The 23220-nt window shown below is 41.4% G+C and carries 19 protein-coding genes; 16 read left to right on the top strand and 3 right to left on the bottom strand.

Going from position 1 to position 23220, the window contains the following annotated elements; translation table 11 throughout:
- Nucleotides 1–96: 96 nt before the first annotated feature.
- The 11 genes from DP73_RS17515 (at nt 97) to DP73_RS17465 (ending at nt 15268) form a co-directional block, all read left to right on the top strand.
- The gene (locus tag DP73_RS17515; RefSeq protein WP_034601238.1) at nt 97–582 is read left to right on the top strand and encodes a GNAT family N-acetyltransferase; all 486 of its coding nucleotides are present in this window, start codon (nt 97–99) and stop codon (nt 580–582) included.
- A 304-nt stretch (nt 583–886) separates the two neighbouring features.
- Nucleotides 887–2977 carry a sigma-54-dependent Fis family transcriptional regulator gene (locus DP73_RS17510; protein WP_034601282.1) on the top strand — a complete coding sequence of 697 codons (2091 nt, stop codon included), beginning with the start codon at nt 887–889 and terminating at the stop codon, nt 2975–2977.
- Nucleotides 2978–3381: 404 nt separating this feature from the next.
- The gene (locus tag DP73_RS17505) at nt 3382–4740 is read left to right on the top strand and encodes a thiolase family protein (protein WP_034601235.1); all 1359 of its coding nucleotides are present in this window, start codon (nt 3382–3384) and stop codon (nt 4738–4740) included.
- Nucleotides 4741–4780: 40 nt separating this feature from the next.
- Entirely contained in the window at nt 4781–5929 is a 1149-nt protein-coding gene (locus DP73_RS17500; protein ID WP_034601233.1) for an acyl-CoA dehydrogenase, read from the top strand.
- 85 nt (nt 5930–6014) lie between these two features.
- Entirely contained in the window at nt 6015–6989 is a 975-nt protein-coding gene (locus DP73_RS17495) for a CoA-transferase (protein ID WP_034601232.1), read from the top strand.
- On the top strand, nt 6989–7798 hold the full coding sequence (locus DP73_RS17490; protein WP_034601231.1) for a CoA-transferase: 810 nt from the start codon (nt 6989–6991) through the stop codon (nt 7796–7798). The genes DP73_RS17495 and DP73_RS17490 overlap by 1 nt, the downstream gene beginning before the upstream one ends.
- 139 nt (nt 7799–7937) lie before the next feature.
- Nucleotides 7938–8600, top strand: a complete 663-nt coding sequence (locus DP73_RS17485; protein ID WP_034601230.1) for a DUF6198 family protein — start codon at nt 7938–7940, stop codon at nt 8598–8600.
- 542 nt (nt 8601–9142) lie between these two features.
- Nucleotides 9143–11098 carry a DNA mismatch repair protein MutS gene (locus DP73_RS17480; RefSeq protein ID WP_034601228.1) on the top strand — a complete coding sequence of 652 codons (1956 nt, stop codon included), beginning with the start codon at nt 9143–9145 and terminating at the stop codon, nt 11096–11098.
- 261 nt (nt 11099–11359) lie between these two features.
- Nucleotides 11360–12409 carry a DUF4434 domain-containing protein gene (locus tag DP73_RS17475; RefSeq protein WP_034601226.1) on the top strand — a complete coding sequence of 350 codons (1050 nt, stop codon included), beginning with the start codon at nt 11360–11362 and terminating at the stop codon, nt 12407–12409.
- Between the two features lie 198 nt (nt 12410–12607).
- Nucleotides 12608–14764 (top strand): EAL domain-containing protein, encoded by a 2157-nt coding sequence (locus DP73_RS17470; protein ID WP_034601224.1) that lies wholly within the window; start codon nt 12608–12610, stop codon nt 14762–14764.
- A 42-nt stretch (nt 14765–14806) separates the two neighbouring features.
- A complete protein-coding gene (locus DP73_RS17465; RefSeq protein ID WP_034601222.1) occupies nt 14807–15268 on the top strand; it encodes a DUF1285 domain-containing protein in 462 nt (153 codons plus the stop codon).
- Nucleotides 15269–15406: 138 nt separating this feature from the next.
- Here the strand turns inward: DP73_RS17465 and panB are convergent, their stop codons facing one another.
- On the bottom strand, nt 15407–16243 hold the full coding sequence (gene panB, locus DP73_RS17460; protein ID WP_034601220.1) for a 3-methyl-2-oxobutanoate hydroxymethyltransferase: 837 nt from the start codon (nt 16241–16243) through the stop codon (nt 15407–15409).
- A gap of 471 nt (nt 16244–16714) precedes the next feature.
- Between panB and DP73_RS17455 the strand changes: the two genes are divergently transcribed.
- Entirely contained in the window at nt 16715–17506 is a 792-nt protein-coding gene (locus DP73_RS17455) for a lysophospholipid acyltransferase family protein (protein ID WP_081963080.1), read from the top strand.
- A gap of 17 nt (nt 17507–17523) precedes the next feature.
- On the opposite strand, the gene DP73_RS17450 is transcribed toward DP73_RS17455, so the two are convergent.
- Together DP73_RS17450 and DP73_RS17445 are read right to left on the bottom strand one after the other, a co-directional pair.
- Nucleotides 17524–18207, bottom strand: coding sequence for an NAD(P)H-dependent oxidoreductase (locus tag DP73_RS17450; RefSeq protein ID WP_034601218.1), 684 nt, complete (start codon nt 18205–18207; stop codon nt 17524–17526).
- Nucleotides 18204–18764: a flavodoxin family protein gene (locus DP73_RS17445; RefSeq protein ID WP_034601215.1), complete on the bottom strand. Its 561-nt coding sequence runs from the start codon at nt 18762–18764 to the stop codon at nt 18204–18206. The genes DP73_RS17450 and DP73_RS17445 overlap by 4 nt, the downstream gene beginning before the upstream one ends.
- Nucleotides 18765–19162: 398 nt before the next feature.
- Here DP73_RS17445 and DP73_RS17440 point away from each other — a divergent pair, with 398 nt between their 5' ends.
- From DP73_RS17440 to cooS, 4 genes are all read left to right on the top strand, one after another.
- Nucleotides 19163–19771: a TetR/AcrR family transcriptional regulator gene (locus tag DP73_RS17440; RefSeq protein ID WP_034601213.1), complete on the top strand. Its 609-nt coding sequence runs from the start codon at nt 19163–19165 to the stop codon at nt 19769–19771.
- A 122-nt stretch (nt 19772–19893) separates the two neighbouring features.
- Entirely contained in the window at nt 19894–20217 is a 324-nt protein-coding gene (locus DP73_RS17435; RefSeq protein ID WP_034601211.1) for a GNAT family N-acetyltransferase, read from the top strand.
- Nucleotides 20218–20456: 239 nt separating this feature from the next.
- A complete protein-coding gene (locus tag DP73_RS17430; protein ID WP_034601209.1) occupies nt 20457–21122 on the top strand; it encodes a Crp/Fnr family transcriptional regulator in 666 nt (221 codons plus the stop codon).
- Between the two features lie 113 nt (nt 21123–21235).
- Nucleotides 21236–23200: an anaerobic carbon-monoxide dehydrogenase catalytic subunit gene (cooS, locus tag DP73_RS17425; protein WP_034601207.1), complete on the top strand. Its 1965-nt coding sequence runs from the start codon at nt 21236–21238 to the stop codon at nt 23198–23200.
- The last annotated feature ends 20 nt before the right edge of the window (nt 23201–23220 follow it).

Here is a 23220-nt window from a genome sequence, read left to right as displayed (position 1 = left end):
TCAGGGGAACTCGTTGGGGTGAAAGGAATTTGCTTGCTTTTGATGCAGCCAAGGTTACCGAAAATTAAACAAAAATAGTAAGAGGAGAGGTTGGAAATGGAAGTAGTCCTACGAAAATATCAGGATACGGATATACCTGCAATGGTGGAGATTTGGAATCACGTTGTTCAAGAGGCCAATTCATTTCCCCAAATAGAACAACTAAGTGAAGAGGGGGCTAAAATTCTTTTTGACGCTCAAACCTTTACTGGAGTGGCAACAGTCGAGAATCAAGTTTTGGGGTTGTATATTTTACACCCCAACAACATAGGAAGATGCGGACATATTGCTAACGCCTCTTATGCAGTTAGTGAAAATTATCGAGGACTTCATATCGGAGAAAAGCTGGTGCGTCACTCCATGAAAGTAGCGCGAGAATCTGGATTCTTGTTATTGCAATTTAATGCGGTGGTCAGTACGAATGTCGGAGCTATTCATCTTTATGAGCAAATGGGATTTCATAGATTAGGTGTCATCCCGAAGGGTTATTTGCTTGGCAACGGAAAGTATGAGAATATTATCCTTTACTATATTGAATTGTAGGATCATTGAGGAGTAATCTCCTTAAGATGGATATAAGCGGAAGAGTGATAGATAACATTAAGATGGGACTTCATAAGGGTAAACAACGAAGAGTGACCGGCCTTGGGGTAGGGCGGTCACTCTTCTCGTCTGTGATCTAGTTATTCGGCGAAAGATCCTGGGTTATCAAGAATGAATATTAGAGATATTGCCATAATATCTGAATATATTTAAAATTCTTTTTATAAATGATAAAATACAGTTGGTTGCAGTATGCTTAAGAACCATGTTGTACTCAAAGACATTACAATTGAGGTGTGCTATGATGCTCCTTAAAGATGGAACTAATCCTCGGATTTCATACCTGAACCTCGGCGACAGTATCGGTAAAGCAGTAAGAATTTTCATGGAGCTGAAGATTGCTATTATTCCAGTGTTAAATGGAGAGGGCGGACTTTTAAGTATTTTTAGCAGGAGTAGTCTTTATCGGGCAATCTTAGATGGTGCAACCCATAAGGATATCATTGATCCTTACCTGATACACGAAGTGATCAGTATCTCGGACGATATCCCAGATGATCAGTTAGCTAATTTTGTGAAGATGAGTCAAGTAGGCTCCGTTCCGGTTGTTAACAGAGAGGGAAAGGTCGTTGGTCTGTTATGTAAAGCCAATATGGTTATGACTCTATTCAGACATTCGGAGTTATTAAACGTACAGTTGAAAGCCATTTTGGATTCCATGCATAATGGTGTGATTGCTGTCGACAGCCAGGGGAACGTCACACATCTTAACATCGGGGCTAGTCGAATATTAGGCTTGAAAGCGGATACATCTCTTAATCAACCCTTTCAGCAATTACTGCCTAAATTAGATTTAACCCCAGCATTAGTTAAAGGTGAGGTTAAAATCGGGCTAAGGTACAGACATCGTAATGTTACAATGGTTGTCAATATTACGCCCTTAAAAATTGGCGGAAATATTGCTGGAGGAATTGTTATTTTTCAAGACCTCACTGACTTAGAACAAGCAGCAAAAGAGTTGGAAACTGTTAAAGCCCTCAACAAAACCTTCGATACAGTTCTCAATATTATTCATGACGGAATCATTGTGGTGGATGAGACGGGAAAAACTACACTTATAAACCAAGCAATGGCGGATTTTTTAACAATAACTCCCCAAGAAGTGATTGGTAAACATATTACAGACATTATTGAGTCAAGCAGGTTACACATTGTGGCAAGCTCCGGCATTTTGGAAACAAGTGAGGTGCTTACAATACGAGGCAAACCGTTAATTGTATCACGCTTGCCCATCATCAAAGAAGGAGAAGTGGTGGGAGCCGTGGGGAAAGCGGTATTTCCTCAACTTGCTGAAGTACGGGAGCTGGCTGAAAAGATTAGGCTATTAGAAAATAAGGTGAATTTTTTCCAGGAAGAATTACAGAAAAACAAAACGGCGCAAGAGATTATCAAAGATATTGTTGGCGAGAGTACTGAAATGAAGAAGCTTAAAGAGGAGATAACCCTTGTTGCCTCGAGTCGTTCAACAGTGTTAATCACTGGGGAGAGCGGTACTGGAAAGGAAGGTGTGGCTCATGCGGTTCATCTTTGCAGCGACCGCTGCCAAGGCCCCTTCATAAAAGTAAACTGTGCGGCAATTCCAGAAAATTTAATTGAGGCAGAAATGTTTGGTTATGTTGGTGGTGCCTTCACCGGTGCGGCTAAGGCCGGCAAACCGGGGCGTCTGGAGATAGCAGATGGAGGAACCCTCTTTCTGGATGAAATAGGGGATATGCCTCTGGCTTTACAATCCAAGTTATTGAGGGTATTGCAAGACCGTGAATTCGAACGGTTAGGTAGTACGAAGACGATTAAGGTGAATGTCCGCATTTTAGCTGCTACTAATAAAAACCTTTATCAAGGGATTTCTGAAGGAGAGTTCCGCGCGGATCTTTACTATCGGTTAAATGTGATCAATTTGCATTTGCCGCCTCTACGTGAACGTCCGGACGATATTCAGCCCTTAACCCATTTTTTTATTACAAAATTTAATAAGATTCTGAAACTAAACGTCAGTGGTATTGCTGATAATGCCATGAAGACTTTGTTGAACTACTCCTGGCCGGGGAATATTCGTGAACTGGAAAATGTCATCGAAAGGGCTGTGAACTATTCACGCAGTGGTTTGCTTCTGTTAGAGCATTTACCCGGTCAATTACGGAACTGCAGTTCTTGTGAAAACCCTCTATCCTCCGGAAATATTCGTCACCAAGAGAAAATTGCCGGGATTGAAAGAAATATGATTGTTCAAGCCCTAGAAAAGGCGGGAGGGAATAAGACGAAGGCCGCAAAACTACTAAATCTTAGTCGGTCAAGGCTATACGATAAATTAGATAAATACGATCTCAAATATTGAAAATAGAGTAAACAAACGTCCCGGAAGCGGACACATTTAGAACAAATGTGTCCGCTTCCGGGACGTTTTTCTTGTTTCAAGACTTAGTTGGATTAGAAACTACGAAAAAAATTAAACAACAATGAATTTTCCTGAGTGGTGAGTAACAAGGCGTAGGGCTTAACAAATGCTGTAAACCCTAGTGAGTCATGAATTTTTACGCAGAAAGAAGTCTGTTAAAAGTTAGTTGGCACATTAATTGCAAAATAGTTATATTATTCAGAATTAACAAATAACGCAAACTGAATTAATCACTTTTCAAACATTATTGTTTCTGGAGTCTGATCAACTAACAAACTGGAGGGGTTAATTATGAAAAACAGTCTGGGTCAAGGCTTCAACGAATAGTAAGGAGGAAACATTAAATGTCCAAAGTAATTCAAAAGCTTGAATTAACCAGAAAAACCTATTATAAGGGTGCAAAAATAAGCGCCTTTGGTGAAAGAGTACCAGATTATTCAACCATGGGCAGAAAAATTGGCAATACCTTTGCTAAACAACGAGAAGTTGTTTGTGTGGAAGCCTGTAGAACTCCTTATGGGAAATCCTTAGGAGCTTTAGTTGAGTTTGATGCTGCCCAATTAGGAGCATTGGCTATCAAGGAAGTCATTCGCAGGACAGAGGGCAAAGTTGCTCCCGGCGATGTGGATTATGTAATCATGGGTCACGTGGTTCAGGCCGGCTGTGGTCAAGTTCCAAGTCGGCAAGCTACTCTTTTGGCGGGACTTCCTGAATATGTGCCTTCCATTACGGTTAACAAGGTTTGTTCCTCTGGGGTTAAAACCATCGACTTAGGAGCCCAGATGATCGCTTTGGGAAGAGCTGAGATCGTCATAGCAGGGGGACAAGAAAGCATGAGCAACATTCCCTTCGCCCTTCCTGATATGAGACGGGGAAAAAAGATGGGCTTTCTTAATGCTGATTGCGAAGACCTGATGGTTAAAGATGGACTCTGGGACTCTATCTACAACCGTCATATGGCTATTCATGGTTCAGAAGTGGCGGATGAATTTGGGTATAGCCGTGAAGAACAGGATGAATGGGCCTTACATTCTCAATGGGCCGCGGCAGAGGCCATGGCGGCTGGAAAACTTGATGACGAAATATTCCCTATTGCAGTCCATAAAGGAAAAGATATTTTTGAGCAAGATGAAGGGCCACGGGGCAACTCCACAATGGAAGGTCTAGCTAAGCTGGGACCGGTTTTCAATCACTCAAGCGCCGTTACGGGAGAACTAGGCAGTGTAACCGCCGGAAACGCGCCAGGAACTAATGATGGCGGAGATGTTTGCCTGCTCATGAGCCGGGCTAAGGCAGAAGAATTAGGTATTAAGCCTCTATTTACCATCGTGGATTACGCAGAAGTATCCCAACCTACCAAAGATATTGCCACGGTTCCGGGACTTTCCATTAAGAAGGTTTTGGAACAAAACCAGATGACCTTGGATGACGTTAAACTTATTGAGATTAATGAAGCCTTTGCAGCTGTAGCCCTGGTTAGTGCGCGAAGCATCTTAGGAATGACGAAGGATGAGATGTTGAAAAAGGTTAATGTAAATGGCGGTGCAATTGCCTATGGTCACCCCATTGGAGCAACGGGAGCCAGGATTGTTATGACTTTAGCTTATGAGCTAAAACGTCGCGGGGGCGGATATGGAGTCTGTGGAATCTGTGCCGGTCATGCCCAAGGGGATGCCATGCTTATTCGTGTCGATGCTGACTAAGAGAGATTTTTGATAACTATTAAGATTGGAGTGGAGTTAAATGGAATTTCGACTTAGTGAGGAAACCCTTATGGTTAAAGAGATGGTCAGGAAATTTGCCAAGAGCCAAGTTGAACCCATGGCTGAAAAAATTGATAAAAGTCATGAGTTTCCCGTGGAAACCTGGAATAAGATGAGAGAGCTAGGGCTGACAGGTTTTCCTATTCCCGAAGAATGGGGTGGGGGTGGAGGTACTTACCTAGACTTTGCTATTATCGTTGAAGAATTGGCCAAAGCTTGTGCCTCAACGGCGGTTATCACCAGTGTACACACTGGTTTAGGATGTATGAGTATTTACCTTTATGGCAGTCAGAGATTAAAAGAGAAATATCTGAGAAAGCTCTCCACCGGTGAAATTATTGGGGCCTATGCCTTGACTGAGCCTAACGCTGGATCTGACGCCGCTGCTCTAAAAACAAGGGCGGAGGATAAAGGGGATCATTTCTTAGTCAACGGCAGCAAAATATTTATTACCAATGGCGGGCATGCCACCACCTACTGTACCTTTGTTAAAACAGATCCTTCTCAGCCAAAAGGCAAAGGAATAACCTGTTTGATCATTGAAAAAGACACCCCTGGCTTTACCATTGGTAAACCCGTTGCCAAGATGGGGATGAATGCTGATCCCACTTGTGAACTATATTTTGAAAATGTAAAAGTACCGAAAGAGAATGTCTTGGGCGAAGTCAATAATGGCTTTTCCGTTGCTATGGGATTACTGACCGGTGGCCGCATTACCATTGGAGCTCAAGGGTTAGGGATCGCCGAAGGGGCTTTGGATTATACAAACCATTATATTAAGGAACGACAGCAATTTGATAAGCCCTTGGCAGCGAACCAGGGAGTTCAGTTTATGATGGCAGACATGGCAACAAAAATAGATGCCGCCCAAATGCTTATTTACCGGGCTGCATGGCTGAAGGATAATCATCTGCCCCATAACAAAGAAGCTTCGATGGCTAAGCTCTTTGCTACAGATACGGCTATGGAGGTAACGACGAACTGCGTGCAGTTAATGGGTGGATATGGCTATTGTTCAGAGTTTCCCGTTGAGCGTATGATGAGGGATGCAAAAATCACCCAGATTTATGAAGGGTCTAATCAAATCCAACGGATGATTATTGGACGTGAAGTCATCGGACGGTTTTAGTAATCCTGAAAACTATGCTTGATAAATCGCATTAAGCTCTTATGGTCTGATGAATAAATTACTATCTTTAAAGGGGGTTTTAGGAATGGCTAGGCCTAAAATTGTGAGTCTTACTGAAGCAGTAGGACAGATTAAGGACGGAGATATGTTAACCTTTGGAGGGTTTACGGTTTGGCGTCGACCTATGGCAGCTATTTACGAGTTAATTCGCCAGAAAAAGCGCAATTTGCATCTCGTCGAAGTTAATGGCGGAACTCATGATGACATGCTCGTAGGGGCCGGATGTGTGGGAATATGGGAATCGAGTTGGTGCGGACATGAGCTTTATGGGAAATTCGGCAGTAATCTGGCTCGTAAAATAGAAAAAGGAGAGATTCTCTACGAAGACTGGGCACATATTCATATCTTAAACAGGCTGACTGCCGGATCGAAAGGACTGCCCTTTTTGCCCACCTATGCTGCAATGGGGAGTGATATGTTAAATCCCGAGAACGATAACCTTGGTAAGGCCGGACTCCGTGACGGATCAAACCCTCATATCGGTAAATTGAAATATGCCATGTACCAAGAGCCTTTTACGAATTCGGAAATTGTTTTAGTTCCGGCTGCTAATCCGGATTGGTGTATTACTCACGTTCAGATGGTCGGCGCGGAAGGCACGGTTCGAGTGGATGGCCTAAAATTCAGCGATCAAGAAGTTATCAAGGCGTCTAAGCACAACATTATTATTGCTGAACAAGTGGTTCCGGAAGAATATTTGCGTCGAGAACCTACCCGCAACATGATTGGGGGTTATCTGGTAGATTATATTGTCGAGCAGCCTTGGGGTGCTCACCCAACAGGTTTGTATGGCGTACACGAACCAGACGGAGAATTTATCTCTAACTTCTTTAAGGCAACCCGCACACAAGAGGGTTTTGATCAGTGGGCTGAAGAATGGATCTTTGGGGTCAAAGACTTCCAAGAATATCTGAGCAAACTGGGAATTACTCGTTTGGAATCTCTCAAAGCCAATCCGGCTCTAGGCTATTCTTCCACCATGAAAAGGGGGTCAAGATAATGGAAAGCAAAAAAGGCCATTCTAAACCCGGTGAGTTTAAGCCCATGGATCTTTTGGCTTGTGCTGCAGCTCGAGAAGTAAAGGATGGAGAGATCGTCTTTGCGGGAACAGGCCTCCCAATGTTAGCCATCATGGTAGCTCAGCATACCCAGGCACCTACCGCGGTCTGTATCTATGAATCAGGCTCCATTGACGGTAGACCTATAGATCTGCCAACCTCCGTTGCCGATGCCCGCTGTAGTTATCAGGCAGCAGTTGGCGATGGCCTGACTGACGTTTTCGGTCAGCTCCAGTCCGGTAAAGTGGACTTAGCCTATTTGGGTGGTGCAGAAGTGGATCTCTATGGCAATGTCAATTGTACCTTTATGGGCGGTCCTACAGGGAAAAGGCTGACAGGCAGCGGTGGTAACTCTGATATTCATTCCCTTGCTAAGCGCAGCGTTTTAATCATGCCTCAATTCGGTCAAAAACGTCGTTTTGTTGAGAGAGTCAGCTATATTACCTCGCCTGGCTGGAAAATCCCACATTGGCCGGATAAAGAATGGGTTCCCAAACAGCAGGTCTATGGACCGGCGTTCAATGGCGGGCCGGCTGCTGTTATTTCTGATATGGGTGTCTATCGTTTTGATGAAAAGGGCGAAATGTATCTGGATACAGTACACCCCGGATTTACACCGGAAGAATGCCGGGAAAACTGTAGTTTTGATCTGAATATTTCTAAGTGTAAAGGTGAAACTCTAACACCTACTTATGAGGAATTAGAACTGCTCTATAAAGTCATTGATCCCGAGGGAATTATTATGAAGTAATGATAAAAAACCATTGACGTCAGTAAGATTTTGTAATAGGCTTGATCTAAATCAATAAATGAAATGCTATAACTTTTGCTGTTTCTGATATCAAACAGCCAGGAGTTATAGCATTTTTTATGTGGGAGGAAGAGATAGCTTGAAACTTAAAAACTTTGCCGAGATGGCCTATCTGTTGGGGCTGATTATTCTGGCCCTAGGCGTGGCACTTATGGAAAAAGCCGATCTCGGCATATCTATGGTAGTTGCCCCGGCCTATTTGATATCCTTGAAAGTTGATTTTCTCACATTTGGCATGGCTGAATATACTCTCCAGGCCGTTCTGCTAATTTTTGTCTGTCTGTTGTTGGGCCAGTTTAAGCTGTCCTACTGTTTTTCTTTTGTCACGGCTGTTATTTATGGCTTGGTATTGGATGGTTGGATCTGGATGCTGAATGATGTAACCGCTGCTACGCTGAGTATCCGCATCCCGCTATATTTAGTAGGTATGCTCTTCTGCGCCATGGGTATCTCTCTGCTCTTTCACACCTATCTTTCTCCCGAAGTTTATGAGTTGTTCGTAAAAGAAGTGTCTAAAAAGTATCGGATAGATATTAATAAGTTTAAAATTGGCTATGACTGCACCAGCTGTGCCGTTGCCGTAGCCATGTCTTACCTTTTCTTTAATAGCCTGCGTGGTGTTGGTATCGGCACGGTAATCTGTGCTCTGGTCAACGGCCTCATAATTGCTCAATGCAGCAAGTTTTTTGAAAAACATATTGATTTCTCTCCAAAATTACCTTCTGTGCAAAAGTATTTTTGAGTAGGCTTTTTTCAGTAATTAAACGTGTTTTCCTCTGCTACAATTGACATTTGCTACAGAAATGTAATAAACTAGGGTATACCTAAAAATGAGAGGATGGTTTTTTTGTTAAATGTGTCTGTAATGGTGATTTTCAACTAAACAGTTGAGAGAGGTTACTTCATAAAACGTGGGTGTTAAACCTGCTTTTTTAAGTGCACCTTTCTGAAAGCGCAACCTTTGCGTTTTTGGATAACGCCTTACAGATTACGTCCTACAATAACCATTTGAGTTATAAACAGTGTCACCTTGTCGACCCTTTGTTGTAAGGTCAAAAAGGCTGATATTGTAACTATGGCGATTATTATCGTATAGTTTTGTAGAGTGTAACAGGCATGTCCTGTTGCACTCTATTTATTTTTTCTCAATAGTGTTAGGTGATTTTATACGTCAGTTAAAATCATTGCCCACAGGAGTATTCTGCGTATTTTTAGGAATTAAATGATCCTGAAAATAAGGTAATCTCTCTTGTGGGCATTTTAATTGTATAAGGAGGATCTTTGATGAATGCCAACAATACATTGGAATTTAATATTATACTTGAAACTTTAGCTGAGCATGCACTTTCCCAAAAGGCAAGAGAAAAATTGCTCTCCCTAAAGCCATTTTTAAATGAGCGAGAGTGTAAAGCCAAAATGCAGGAAACAACAGAGGCACGCAATATTTTAGAGGGTATAGGCACACCGCCCCTGGCCTCAATGAAAGAGCTGGATAAAATTCTGGATTTAACAGAGAAAGGCTCAATGCTGACCCCTGAACAGCTCACAGGTATCTGTGGTTTTATTGCTTCCTGCAAAAGAATGAAGAAATATCTTAAAAAGGCTGAAGCCTTCAATACGGATATAGGGTTTTATGGTCATTCTTTAAGTCCACTGGATATGCTTTTTGAGGAAATTGAACGCTGTATCAGAAATGAAGGGGTTGACGATGGTGCTTCTTCTGTCCTTCGTGATATCCGCAGAAAAATAGAAAACACAAAATCTGCGGTAAAGATAAAGCTTGAAGGTATACTGCGCAGTAAAAAGGAATGGTTCGCAGATGGATATGTCACCATCCGAAATGGGCGGTTTGTCTTGCCGGTCAAAAAAGGCTATAAGAATCAGTTGAGCGGAACAGTCATTGATACTTCAAGCACTGGCAGCACCTGCTTTATTGAACCGACAGCAGTGAGAAAGCTGCAGGAGGAATTGGCGGTTTTACAAATTGATGAAGATAATGAAATTAGAAAAATATTGTACACCCTTACCGTGCTTGTTGAAGAGCATATTAATGAGTTGAGAATCAACAAGGACTGCATGGAAACCTTGGACTTTATATTTGCCAAGGCAAAGCTGTCTATCGAGATGAAAGCAGTTTCTGTTTCCATTACAACAGAACGAAAAATCATCATAAAGCAGGGGAGACACCCTCTATTGAAGCCGGATCTCTGTGTTCCTCTTGATTTTGAGATTCGAGGGGGTATGAGTGCTGATGCTATTAACGGTGTTGTGATTACCGGGCCGAATACAGGGGGAAAAACCGTTGCCTTAAAAACCATTGGCTTACTGTCAATTATGGCTCAAAGTGGACTTCATGTTCCTGTGTCCCCAGGCAGCGTATTTTGTATGCACAACAGTGTTTTCTGCGATATCGGGGATGGGCAAAGCATTTCCGAGAATCTATCTACTTTTTCATCTCATATCCAAAATATTGTAGCTATTCTCCAGGAGGTATCAAGGGAAAGTCTGGTTTTGCTGGATGAGTTAGGCTCCGGTACAGACCCTGCTGAGGGAATGGGACTGGCAATTGCAATTTTAGCGGAATTAAATCAGAGAGGCTGTCTTTTTGTGGCCACCACCCATTACCCGGAAATAAAGGATTTTGCCAAGAACACAAAAGGACTTATGAATGCCCGAATGGAGTTTGATCGGGAAAACTTACAGCCCTTATACAAACTGCAAATTGGCGAGGCCGGGGAAAGCTGCGCCTTATACATTGCTCAAAGATTAGGCTTTCCGGGGCATATGCTGAAGCGAGCACAAAAAGAAGCTTATGGCGGTAGATCTTCTGAGTCAAGGGATAGACCCACGATTATGTTTGATGAGGATAACACTAATGATGAGGACAACAATAAAATTGACACTATTTCCCACAACAAAATTCAAAAGGAAGTTCCGAAGGAAAAAACACCCTCACGGAGCGAAAGCTTTAATATAGGCGACTGTGTTAGGGTTTACCCTCAAAAATACCTAGGGATTGTTTACAAGAGAACCAATGAAAAAGGCGAGCTTGGCGTGCAGATCAAAGATAAGAAGCAACTGATTAATCACAAGCGGCTTAAGCTTTTCCTTCCCGCCAGCGAACTCTATCCGGAAGATTATGATTTCTCAATTATTTTCGATTCGGTGGCAATTCGCAAGGCCAGACACCAGTTAGAAAAAGGGCACGATGTAATAATAGAATATGAGGAGCGTGATTAAGAGGCAAACAGAGATAGAACTGGGTAATATATTTAAACCTGCTCAAGCTAAACAGTCATTTAGTCAAAAGTAAAACAGTATAGCCCGGAGATTTTGTCTCCGGGCTATACTGTCTTTTAGTTTCCTAGGGCATTTTCAACACAAGTGTATAAGTTATCCTACATATAGTTTCGAGAAGGAAAAATAGAGATTAATAGAGAAAGTTTATAAATGGCGAAATAAACACCTTTAGCTTTATAGAGTAAAATGGAGGAAAATTTTATGAATTTGGAAAGGAAGATTATTAAGATTTTGGTATTAACCCTGATCTTAAATTTAACAATGGTCACAGCCGTAATGGCTAAGCTGCCCAAAACAACAACCTCTCCGCCCACACCTCAAACGCTGCCCGGAGTGAAACCGATTTTCAGCAGTTCTTTTATCCAGTATTGGTATGCTCAAGATTGGGATTTGAACCGCTGGACCCAGGAATTAAGTATGCTTCACAACACAGGGATTAACGAGATTATTTTGCAAGATATTGCAGATACAAAAGCGATGTATGCAGCATACCCCACGCAGATTCCTGGATATACATTTAATGAAGTGGATATGGTCGGTAATGCTTTAACCGCTGCCGATTCCCTAAACATGAAAGTGCGAATTGGATTAGGATTTAACGGGGATTGGTGGAAGGTTAATGCCAGCAACATGAATTGGCTCAATGTTGAAGCCTCAAAGAATAAGCTGATCGTGGACGAGATTGTAGATGTTTATGGAACGCATCCATCCTTGGGGGGCTGGTATATTCCCTATGAATTCTCGCAATTAAGTGCTCGAAGCATGATCTACCAAAACAATCTTAATAATTTTTATAAGCAGGTTGCCGCCGAAATTCAGCTTAAAAGCACTTTGAATATCATGATTGCACCTTTTTATAATTCTAAATACTCCTATTTAGTTTCGTTATCTGGCTGGCCAAAAATGCTTAAAAACATTTTAAACGGTACTGGAATCCAGATTGTTGCCCTTCAAGACAGTGTAGGTGCGGGTTACAATACTTTATCTCAAGCCAAAAACCTCTTTAAGTATACTAAAAAGGCAACGGATGACATGGGTATGACGCTTTATGCGGATAATGAAACCTATACCTCGAAATCATCCGGTAATGTTACAGCAACCCAATCTGATATTCAAGGGAGAATTTCCGCCGCTGCCCCCTATGTTCAAGGGTTTATTGCATTTAGTATTGACCACTACCAAAACAAAAATGAGACTTCTCAAGTTTCTAACTATAATTATTACTACAATTATTATCTAAGATATAAATAATTCTGTTTGATTTGAAATCGTATAATCAGTAGCATGGTGTCCATATAGGATTAGCCGTTACAGAAATTGTAGCGGCTTTTAATATTAGGTAAAGATTAGGAAGGACTTTCGCAAAAAATGTTGAATTCTAGTAATTTATGTTAATAAGAATCACTTTGCATAGTAAAAGAGTCTCGAAAAAGTTTAGGGTGTGGTTTCATGAAGTTTACCCAACGAGCATTAAATATCTCAACGGCAATTTCTGAAAATCTTATTGTAAAATCAATTAACAAAGGGTTAATACTAATCATCCCATTAATTATTGCTGGATCCGTAGCTCTAGTTATTAATAATTTTCCCCTTGTACAGTACCAGGATCTAATGACCTCGCTGTTTGGACCTGATTGGAAAACCTTTGGCCAAAGTGTTTGGAATTTGACATTTGGCTTGATGGGGCTGGCCCTTTCTGTCACAATATCCTATTCTCTTGCCGTAGCTGATCCTCAGATGTCTAAGGACAAGGTCAATCCCATCATAACTTCCCTTGTCGCTCTTATCTCTCTGTTAACTATTATTAACACAGGAAGCTCAGGAATACATACAAGCAATGCTGGAGTAACAGGTATATTCTTATCTATTATAGTGACAGTTCTCTCTACAGAATTATTTATTCATCTTAATAGGTGTTTGGATAAGTATTATCTATCGTTTATGGTAGATGCCGATCCGGTTATCCCTAAAGTCTTATTCTTAATTTTTCCCTTTTGCTTAACTCTCGTCGGAGTTTCCTTGTTGCGAGTCCTACTCACCTATCTGGGTATTGAAGATATTAACCAACTAATTACTGATTTAACCATGAACATTTTTTTAAACATCGAAAATCAGTTTGCAGCTTCTATACTCTTTGTTTTCTTGAATCAGGTCTTCTGGTTTTTTGGTATTCATGGGAACAATATCTTGTATTCCGTTTCTCAAGATATCTATTTCAAAGCAATAGATCTAAATATCAGTGCCCTATCCACAGGAGGGGAACCGGTACATATTCTAACTAAACCTTTTCTCGATGTGTTTGTCCTGATAGGCGGCTCAGGTTCAACATTATGCTTGTTGATAGCAATTTTTCTGGCTGGAAAAAACAGCAGTACTTTAAAATTAGCCAAGATAGCTTTTCTAACCTCAATTTTTAATATTAACGAGATAATTGTTTTTGGTTTGCCTGTTGTCCTTAATCCACTATTTTTGATCCCCTATATACTAGTTCCCCTTATCCTAACTATTATTGCTTATTTAACAACATATATAGGCCTTGTCCCTGTAACCATAGCACCGGTTGACTGGACGACACCGCCCCTTCTGGGTGGTTGGCTGGCGACCTCTTCATGGAGGGGCATGGCCTTGCAAATTTTAAACATAATAATTGGTACCTGTTTGTATTACCCCTTTGTTAGGCTCTATGAGCTTCAAAAACGAAAAGCAATTATTAATAACTATGAACAATTAGTTCAAACAGTTCTCAGCGAAGATTATAGTACAAAAAAGAGAATTTTAACCAGAAGTGATCAGATAGGGAATACGGCCAATGCTCTAAGTTACGACATTCAAGTAGCACTTGAAAAGAGAGAGTTTTTCCTTGAGTATCAGCCCCAGGTTGATGAAAAGGGAGAAGTTATTGGTGTAGAGGCCTTGCTTCGGTGGAATCATTTCTTGTATGGAAAGGTGAACCCACAGGTAGTTGTTGCTATAGCCGAAGAGGCTGGAATTATTAATAAACTAGGTCGATGGGTTATAGAAGCAGCATGTTTTCAACTGGGGGAATGGAATAAGCAGGGTATTGTTGATATTCGAATGGCCATCAATATTTCGCCGACCCAATTGAATGATCAACTATTAGATATACTAGTCAATATCTTTAGGATTACTCAACTAAATCCCAGAGACATTGAATTAGAAATTACTGAAACAGTTGCCTTTGGAACCAACACTCAAACCGTAGATTTATTAGAAAAGATTAAAGGTCTGGGTGTAAGTATAGCAATGGATGATTTCGGAGCGGGCCACGCCTCTCTTTATTATATGAAGTATTTTAACTTGGATAAGATCAAAATAGATGGTTCCATCACGAAGGATGTTATCGACAATAAAAGTTGCCAGGATATTATTTCCTCAATCACTTACCTAGCTGAATCAATGGAAATCACGGTTCTTGCCGAATACGTAGAAACATTAGAGCAAGCAGAGGTTTTGAAAAAACTCCGTTGCCAGCAATTTCAAGGTTATTATTTCAGCAGGCCCCTTAGTGTATCTCAATGTGTGAAAGTCATTGGAAACTGTAGGCAGGAAATTGAGGGCGATAATGGAATATTTAATAAGGACTAATACTTCTGATACGATAACCTTAAGTTTAAGGAGGAATAAATGATGGAAAATTTTCGCGCCCCCGAACTTCTTATTGATCAGGATGGGCTATGGTATGCTGACGGAGTACTTATGATTAATAAAGAAATCATTAAGCTATTTGCTTCCCATCTAAAAAAAGATGATAATAAACAATTTTATATTGACTGGCAGGATCATTTGTACCCTGTGAGGGTGGAGGACGTACCTTTTTTCGTTCCATCGTTAACTGGGCAGGATGGTCAGTTTATGGTGCAGCTTTATGATGGCCGAATATTCCCCATGCCCCTTGGAAATATTCTCATAGAAAACAATATCCCCTACATTTCTCTGTTCTGGGAGCGTGATACGAAACTGTCTCGACCCGCCTATGCTGAGTTGTGTAAAAGCCTGATCGAGCGAGAGGGTCAGTTTTTTATCAAATACGGAGATGATGAATGGCTCGTTGAAGAGATTGAAGAGAGAGATGATATAAATAAAGGCTGATTTCCATTCTTGTAAAGGAAATCAGCTTTTAACGGTTTGCGAGCAATATAATAGTTTATAATTTAATGTGCAAGTCTATTCTTGAATATTTCCTTTGGTCTTTCATGGTCGTTACGGTAGTGAACAGAGTAGCTAATGTTATTCTCTACCTCCGTAAAGAGTCTTCAATTCTTCTTCTTTCATCGTAAAACTATGTTGATCGTTAGGAAAAAGTTCACTTCTTACTTCGCTTACATATTCACGTAAGGCATTAGTCATTTGTTCATCTGCATTTGTGTATGATTTAACGAATTTTGGAGCTCGATTCACTCCATAAGTAAGAATGTCATGGTACACCAGAACTTGTCCGTCAGTATGGACGCCTGCTCCTATTCCAATGGTAGGGATTGCCAGGGATCTTGAAATTTCCTTGGCTAGCTGTTGCGGAATACATTCAAGAACAATTGCAAAGGCTCCGGCTTCCTGGCAGAGTTTTACGTCTGCTAGCATTTTTCTTGCGGCTTCAGCATCTTTGCCTTGTACTTTAAATCCACCAAGAACTGCGGCGGATTGCGGGGTAAGCCCCAGATGGGCAACAACAGGTATGCCTGCTTTTACAAGCGCTTTTATATGGGGGAGTACATCATCAGCTCCCTCTAGTTTCACTGCATGAGCACCTGTTTCCTGAATAAGCCTTGCGCCGTTTATTAATGTATCTCTGACAGACAGGTGGTAGCTCATAAAGGGCATATCTACTACTATGAAAGTGTTAGGGGCCCCGCGCTTGACAGCTTTAGCATGATGAAGCATATCTTCCATTGTTACATAGATTGTTGAGTCATAGCCCAGCACAACATTGCCAAGAGAATCACCTACAAGAATCACGTCCGCCTGAGCTTGCTCAACTTGCTTGGCCGAAGGATAATCGTAGGCTGTAACCATTACAATCTTTTTTCCCTGGCTTTTTTGTACCCAGAAGTCTTTTGTTGATTTCATTCTTCTTCCTCCTTTTTTAGGAGAGGTGATAAAACAACTTTGCAGCAAAAAAAGTCCCTATCAGAAGGGACTTTTAAAACATGAAAATGTTTTATCCCTCTGTCCCGGTCCGCAACGGATACAGGCAGTATAATTTAAATGGTTTTCCCGAGGTGCAGTTCTATGGATACTGCCCAACTTAAGTATATCAGATCAATTCTAACTGGGCTACACTAAGGTATTCGTGCTTGAAAGAATAACGCGAGGCAACTTTTGCTGTTTCGCGTTATTTTCGGCCAATCTTAGCTTTTAGCTTCTATTATTCTAGTTATCCAGTCCAGACGGTACATGATATTAGGTTATCTGTCAATTGTTAAATGGTTATAATATTGTGGAAAGAAATAGTACTGAAAATGAGTTGAAGCAGGAAAATTCAGCGGATATGTGGAAGGTTTAAAGGTATCGTTCACTAGAAAACAGGAGGGTAAGACTTTGAAAAAGAACTTTTTCATGTTGGATTCATATCATACTGCCGAGAATACGCCGCGTTTCCTGCTAGATAGATTACTGATCAATACACGTCTTTTTTTTATGCTTAACTTCTTTAAAATTGTTCTTAAATCCCGAAGTGCTGCCGTAAAGGGCCACTACGATACAGAGGCCTGGATATTATCTTCCTATGATATTTTTAAGTTGATAGAGGGCTGTGGGGGGAGGTTCCATATCACAGGGCTTGATAATCTGCAAAAGTGTAAAGGGCCTGTGGTTTTTATCAGTAACCACATGAGTACTCTCGAAACGATGATTTTTCCTTGTCTGATTGCTCCACTTATGGATGTAACCTTTGTGGTAAAGGACAGCCTGGTTGAACATCCTTTCTTTGGCCCTATCATCAGTGCTCAAAATCCAATTGTCGTAAGCAGGAAGAATTCAAGAGCTGATCTTCAAATTGTCATGAAAAAGGGACAAGAATTATTAGCCAATGGAATATCGATCGTTGTGTTTCCGCAAAACACCAGGACAGTAAGTTTCGTGCCAAAGGAATTTAATTCACTGGGAGTAAAGCTGGCCAGCAAAGCCAAGGTTGAGGTGGTTCCCATTGCAATAAAAACGGATTTTTGGGGGAATGGTAAATACTTAAAGGATTTAGGTCCCATCAATCGTAAGCAACCCATTCATATGGCTTTTGGAGAACCATTGTCCATCAATGGTTTAGGGAAAGAGGAAAATAGCCAGATTATTGAATTCATTGCTGCTCATTTAGAGGAATGGAACAAAGGATAACAGATCAGCTGCCGTTATTAATTTAGCCGATAGGGTTTTTTATATAGATCTTTTTTCTTCAGGCCGTTTTTTCGAGCTAATGTAATCCAGCCTCTGCCGCCCATGAAATAATAGATGCGTCTTAATAAAGGATAATTAACCCCAATATAAATAGCATCCATCGGTGTTGAATTCTCAGCTTGAATATCTGCTGCTATGGAGGTAAAAGCAGAGTTGAGCTTTTGGACAGCTTTTTTCATAAAAGGTGCTTCTTTGGCGGCAATCATCATGGGACCTCCGCCGATGAGAACGCCGAACCGGAACTCGGCGTTTAGGTGTTGACTAAAACTCTTGATAACTCTGACAGCCTCTAGGTTTATTTCTGGTTCGGGAAACCCACAATTAACCATAGCATATACTTTGACATGTTTTTTAACCTTCCCGCTGGCCGTGTAATAATTATGATAATCAACTAAAAATCGTGTTAACATCCCTGGCAGGCAAAAATAGTAAAGAGGAAATGAAATGATTATGGCATCGGCCTTGGCAAGGTTTTCAAAATCTTCTGTAAGGTTATAACTTGAAAAGCTTTTCCTGACATCAATAAATGTTTTACTCAATAACTGAGCATTGATTTGGCTTCCCAACATTTCTAAGAATTCCTTAGAGACGGATTGTTCGTTTATCTTAGGGCTGGCGCTGACTAAAACAACATTTTTCACAGTAATCCACCTACCCTTACAAGTTCCAGCTTGTTTAAGGCCTCGATGGTGTTCTCCTTTGGTTCCTGAAAGATCAGGACTTCAATACTTCTCCGATGTTTTTTGGTGACATCAATGAACAGTTGTTTATCCTCATCTGAAATTTCATCTCCGTAACCGACGATAATCTGACTGGGGTAGGTATCATAACGGGGTGGGTGCATTGTAGAGCCATCCGGTCGTTTTTCGAAAAATGGCAGCATATTAGGTAAGCCCTTATCTATGACATTTTTGATAGTTGGGCTAAACTGTCCAAAGACGATCGGACTGAGATAAATAACTACGTCGCTGTTCATAACCCTGCGGTTGATCTGGGCCATCCCGTCGTTGATAATGCATTCCCCCGGCTTTTTGATCCAGCAACCAAAGCAACCCCTACAAAAGGTCAGATCTTTCTCCCTTAGTTCCGTCATCTCTATCTCATATCCCTTTTGTTTCAAGAACTTGCCTATCAAATCTTTTAGACCTTGATAGGTTTTGGTCAGATACTCCTGATCTGAAATCAACAAGGCTATCATTCAATTCACTCCTTATCGAATTATGTTTACAGTGTCAACATAATAATAGCACGGTATGTTTACGGTGTAAACATTTTATTAACTTGTGGTATAATATATTTATCCGATGACTACCAGCCGTAAGACTCCCATCTTCTATAAGTACGAAAGCATCCAGTGACGAAACCCGGGTGAGGGTTTCGCCCAAGCCGCCTACTCCAAAGAAAAGCATAACGGCGCAGGTTGCTTTCGCCGAACCGCAAACTACACAGAACAACTTTAGCGGTGAGGATGAGATAACGGCTGCTACGTCCCTGGATAAGTTCTTCTAAGCTTCAGATGGAGTAAGTATTCCTCTTAGGCAAACTCCATCTGAAGCTAAGAATCACTTGATGCTTGTTGAGAGGAAGTATGGTTGAGTGTCAAACGAAAATTACCATCATGAAAATTTAAAGGCTGATTTGATTAGTAAAGGTTTGAAGCTGCTAGATGAAGAAGGATACGAAAACTTTTCCTTGCGCAAAGTGGCAAAAGCATGCAGTGTAAGCCACACGGCACCCTATAGGCATTTTGATAGTAAAGAGGATCTAATCCTGGCAATTGCTATCGAAGCCCACCATAAATTCAACCAGTGCCTAGAGGAAGCAGTTAATAAACATCCAAAGGACAATAAGAGCCAGCTTAAAGAAATGGGTTATGCCTATGTTAAGTTCTTTGTGGAAAATCCTGAATACTTACGGCTGTTTTTCCTAAGCGACTTTGCTAATAATCTTAAAAAGATGAATCACGAAACTTTGCTGAATGGGGAGCAACCTTTCAATACTTTTTATCAGGCCATAGAACGCTGCCAAGGGGAGATCCAAAACAGGGAAGGTGAAAGTGTTGACCCAAATGCCTTGGCCTTGTCCTGCTGGGGTTTGGTGCATGGAATGGCCATTTTAATCGCCAAAAAGGATTTTTCTTATGACGGTGATTATCTGGAACTGGTTCGAAAGGTACTTTGGGGTGGAACATTTCTAGATTTATAGGATGATTGTTTTGCTCTAACAGGCCAACTTGAAGGGCAAAAATTTTATTGCTTTACTTTGGTTAAGATAGTTTTTAAAATAGAGAAACAACCTAAAGCTAAGGCGCAATTAGGAGGAAAGACATGAATTGGAACTATGAAAAGGGACGTATCTATAGCACTGATGAAAAAGGGGAATTGCTCAGTGAGACTACTTTTATTAGCAAAGAAAATGGAGAGGTGAATATAGATCATACTTATGTAAATCCTGTTTTAAGAGGTCAGGGGGTTGCTGGACAGATGATGGAAGTAGTGGCTGAGTATTTTAGGAAAGAAGGATTTAAAGCTACAGCGACCTGTTCCTATGCCAATATTTGGCTAAGACGACATCAGAAGCAGTATCCGGATATCCTTTCTGAGGATACCCTAGATCAAGCTGTGGCCTGCAAGATTGACGGAAAACATTAAAGGGAAGAAGTTCTTTAAGATGGAGTTTTCTTCTTTTGGCATCAATTTATTGATAAGAAAAATGAACTAGTGTGTTTTCCGCTAGCTGATATGCAAGAATCAACTAGCGGATATTTACTGTGTCGGTTCAATACTGGGAATGTACATCAGGACTTGGGTTGGTGAAGCATATATCCGGTGTGATATACTTATTGCATGTACTATTTGGGTAATTAAGCATGCTAGGAGTTCTGTCAATCATGAAGTTAAATGAACTGAGGGAAATTCCGCTTTTTTGGGCTTTAAGCGATGACCAATTGGAAATTCTTCAAGGCAATGCTCAGAAAAGAGATTTTAAAAAGAATAAACGTATTTTTGAACCAGACAGCAAAGATAATTTCATCATGATCGTGCTGGAAGGTAAAGTCCGGATTTATCTGGCCTATCCGGATGGAAAAGAGTTCACCATCTCTTTTTTGGAACCAGGGGATATTTATAGCAGTCATTCAAAGACCTTCGCCGAAGCGAGAGAAGCTACCAAGATTTTGGCAATAAATGCTCAGGCTTTTCATCTTTTTATGCTTAATAACCCTACCATACTCATCAGTATGGTTAAGGCTTTAGGAGATAGCTTAGGAAATACACTTCGGATTATTGAAAATCTGGCCTTCCTTGATATCGATAAACGACTTGCTCGCTTTTTACTGGATGCGGCCAAGGAAAAGGGAGTTGTTAGACAAGAGGGCACGTTTATTAATCTGGGTTTATCGGTGGAGGACCTTGCCTTGGCCGTTGGGAGTTCGCGGCAGACCGCTTCTATGCTATTGAACCGCTGGGAAAGGGATGGAGTTATCAGACGAAACCGCAAAACCGTGTTCTTACTGGATATGCTTAAGTTGCAAGAATTGGGAGGAAGAATAGAATAAATTAATATTGTCGAAAGAGTATGAAAACCGTCAGATATTTGATGGTTTTTTTATTTGTGATGACCTAAGATATTGTCAGAGAAGAGAAACTTTTTCGACAAGGAGAGGATAAGATGTCAAGACAAGTATTAATTACTGATCTTACTATGGATACTGGGGTACAGGAATTATTAGTAAAAGCAGAACAGGAAAATATTGAAACAGCTTTTCAAAGGGCTAAGGAGCAAGAACCCCATTGTAAATTTGGCTTAACGGGTGTTTGCTGCCGCCGTTGCCTGCAAGGGCCCTGTAAAGTAACTTTTAATGGAAATAAAGGGATAAAACGTGGAGTGTGTGGAGCTACAGCGGACCAGATTGTGGCACGAAACTTACTGTCTTTAATCGTGGAAGGCACCACCCCCCACGTAGAACATGCCCGGGAGATTCTCCATACCCTTTTGGAAACCGCCGAAGGAAAAGCTCCTTATGAAATTAAGGGCAAAGAAAAGCTTATAAGTATTGGCAAGAAACTGGGGTTAACGGTTGATGGAGTAGAGTTGGATAAATTAGCCCATGAAGTTGCTTTAATTGCTTTACAAGATTTCCAGCAGCAATCCGGAGTTTCCCACTGGCTGCGTCTTCGGGCCCAGGATAAATCCATTGAAACCTGGGAAAAACTGAATATTTTACCCTCCAACGCTCACCTGGAAATAGCCAATGCCATCAATAAAACAGCTATGGGCTGTGAGAGCGATCCCGTTAGTCTTTTGCTGGGGATTATGAAGATGGGATTAGTCGAAGGATATGATGGACTGCATCTTTCCACAGATCTCCAGGATATTTTGTTTGGAACTCCACGGCTTGTCAAAACCCAATACAGAATGGGCGTTATCAAAGAAGATTATGTCAATATTGCCGTTCACGGTCATATTCCCATGGTCTCTGAAAAAGTCCTGGAGTGGAGCCGAAAATTAAATAATGAGGCCAAGGCTTTAGGGGCTAAAGGGATTAACATTGTGGGGATTTGTTGCAGCGCCAATGAACTGTTAATGCGCCAAGGAGTTTCCGTAGCCACAAACTATGCCAGTCAGGAATTAGCGATTATTACCGGTGCTCTGGAAGCCATGGTGGTAGATGCTCAATGTATCATGCCTGGTCTGGCTCAAGTAGCAGATTGCTATCACACAGAACTTATTTCCACCTTGCCAAATATTAAGATCGAAGGAGCTAGTCATATAGATTGGACCCCGGAAGAGGCGGATAAAATGGGAGAGGAGATTGTCCGTCGTGCTCTGGCCCACTATCCGGAGAGAGACCAATCTAAAGTCCAGATTCCAGAGGGTACAGTAGAAGCCTATGCTGGTTTTTCCGTTGAGCAGATTGTGGAGCTTTTGGCTGCGTTAAACGGGTCAGACCCTTTACTTCCCTTGATAGAAGCCATTGCTAAAGGTGACATCTTAGGTGTTGTTGCTATTGTCGGATGCACAAATCCTAAAGTGAAACAAGACTGGGCTAATACGGAAGTGGCTAAAGAACTAATGAGAAATAACGTTTTAATCGTTGCTACCGGATGTTCAGCTCACTCCTTAGGGAAGAATGGCTTATTGTCACCTGCTGGTTTAGAGTATTGCGGAGAAAAACTAGCCAGTGTGCTGACAGCCATTGGGCAAGCAAACGGTTTACCGGCCTTGCCTCCTGCTCTGCACATGGGAAGTTGTGTGGATAATTCCAGAATTGACGATTTGCTGGTTGCCCTAGCCAATAGATTGGGTGTAGGGGTGAGAGAATTACCCGTGGCAGGCTCCAGTCCTGAAAATCATAGTCCTAAAGCCTTATCCATTGGAACTTTCTTTATTGCTCAGGGAGTGGATGTTCACATCGGGGTTAATGCCCCTATCACCGGTTCACCGCTGGTGGAACAAGCTCTCACCGCAAATAAAGGCGAGTTCCCCGTGACTACTGATGAGCTTTTTGGGGGAAAACTAATTTACGAAGCAGATCCCCTTCAGGCCGCCCAAACAATGATTGCTCGAATTATTCAGAAACGTAAGGCTTTAGGACTTGTCTGTCCGGAAACCACAGAAAGTGCCGCAGAATAGGAACATCCACTTATAAAAGA

Source organism: Desulfosporosinus sp. HMP52 (genome assembly GCF_000765145.1).
Classification (GTDB): domain Bacteria; phylum Bacillota; class Desulfitobacteriia; order Desulfitobacteriales; family Desulfitobacteriaceae; genus Desulfosporosinus.
This window is presented reverse-complemented; position numbering and strand designations above follow the sequence as displayed.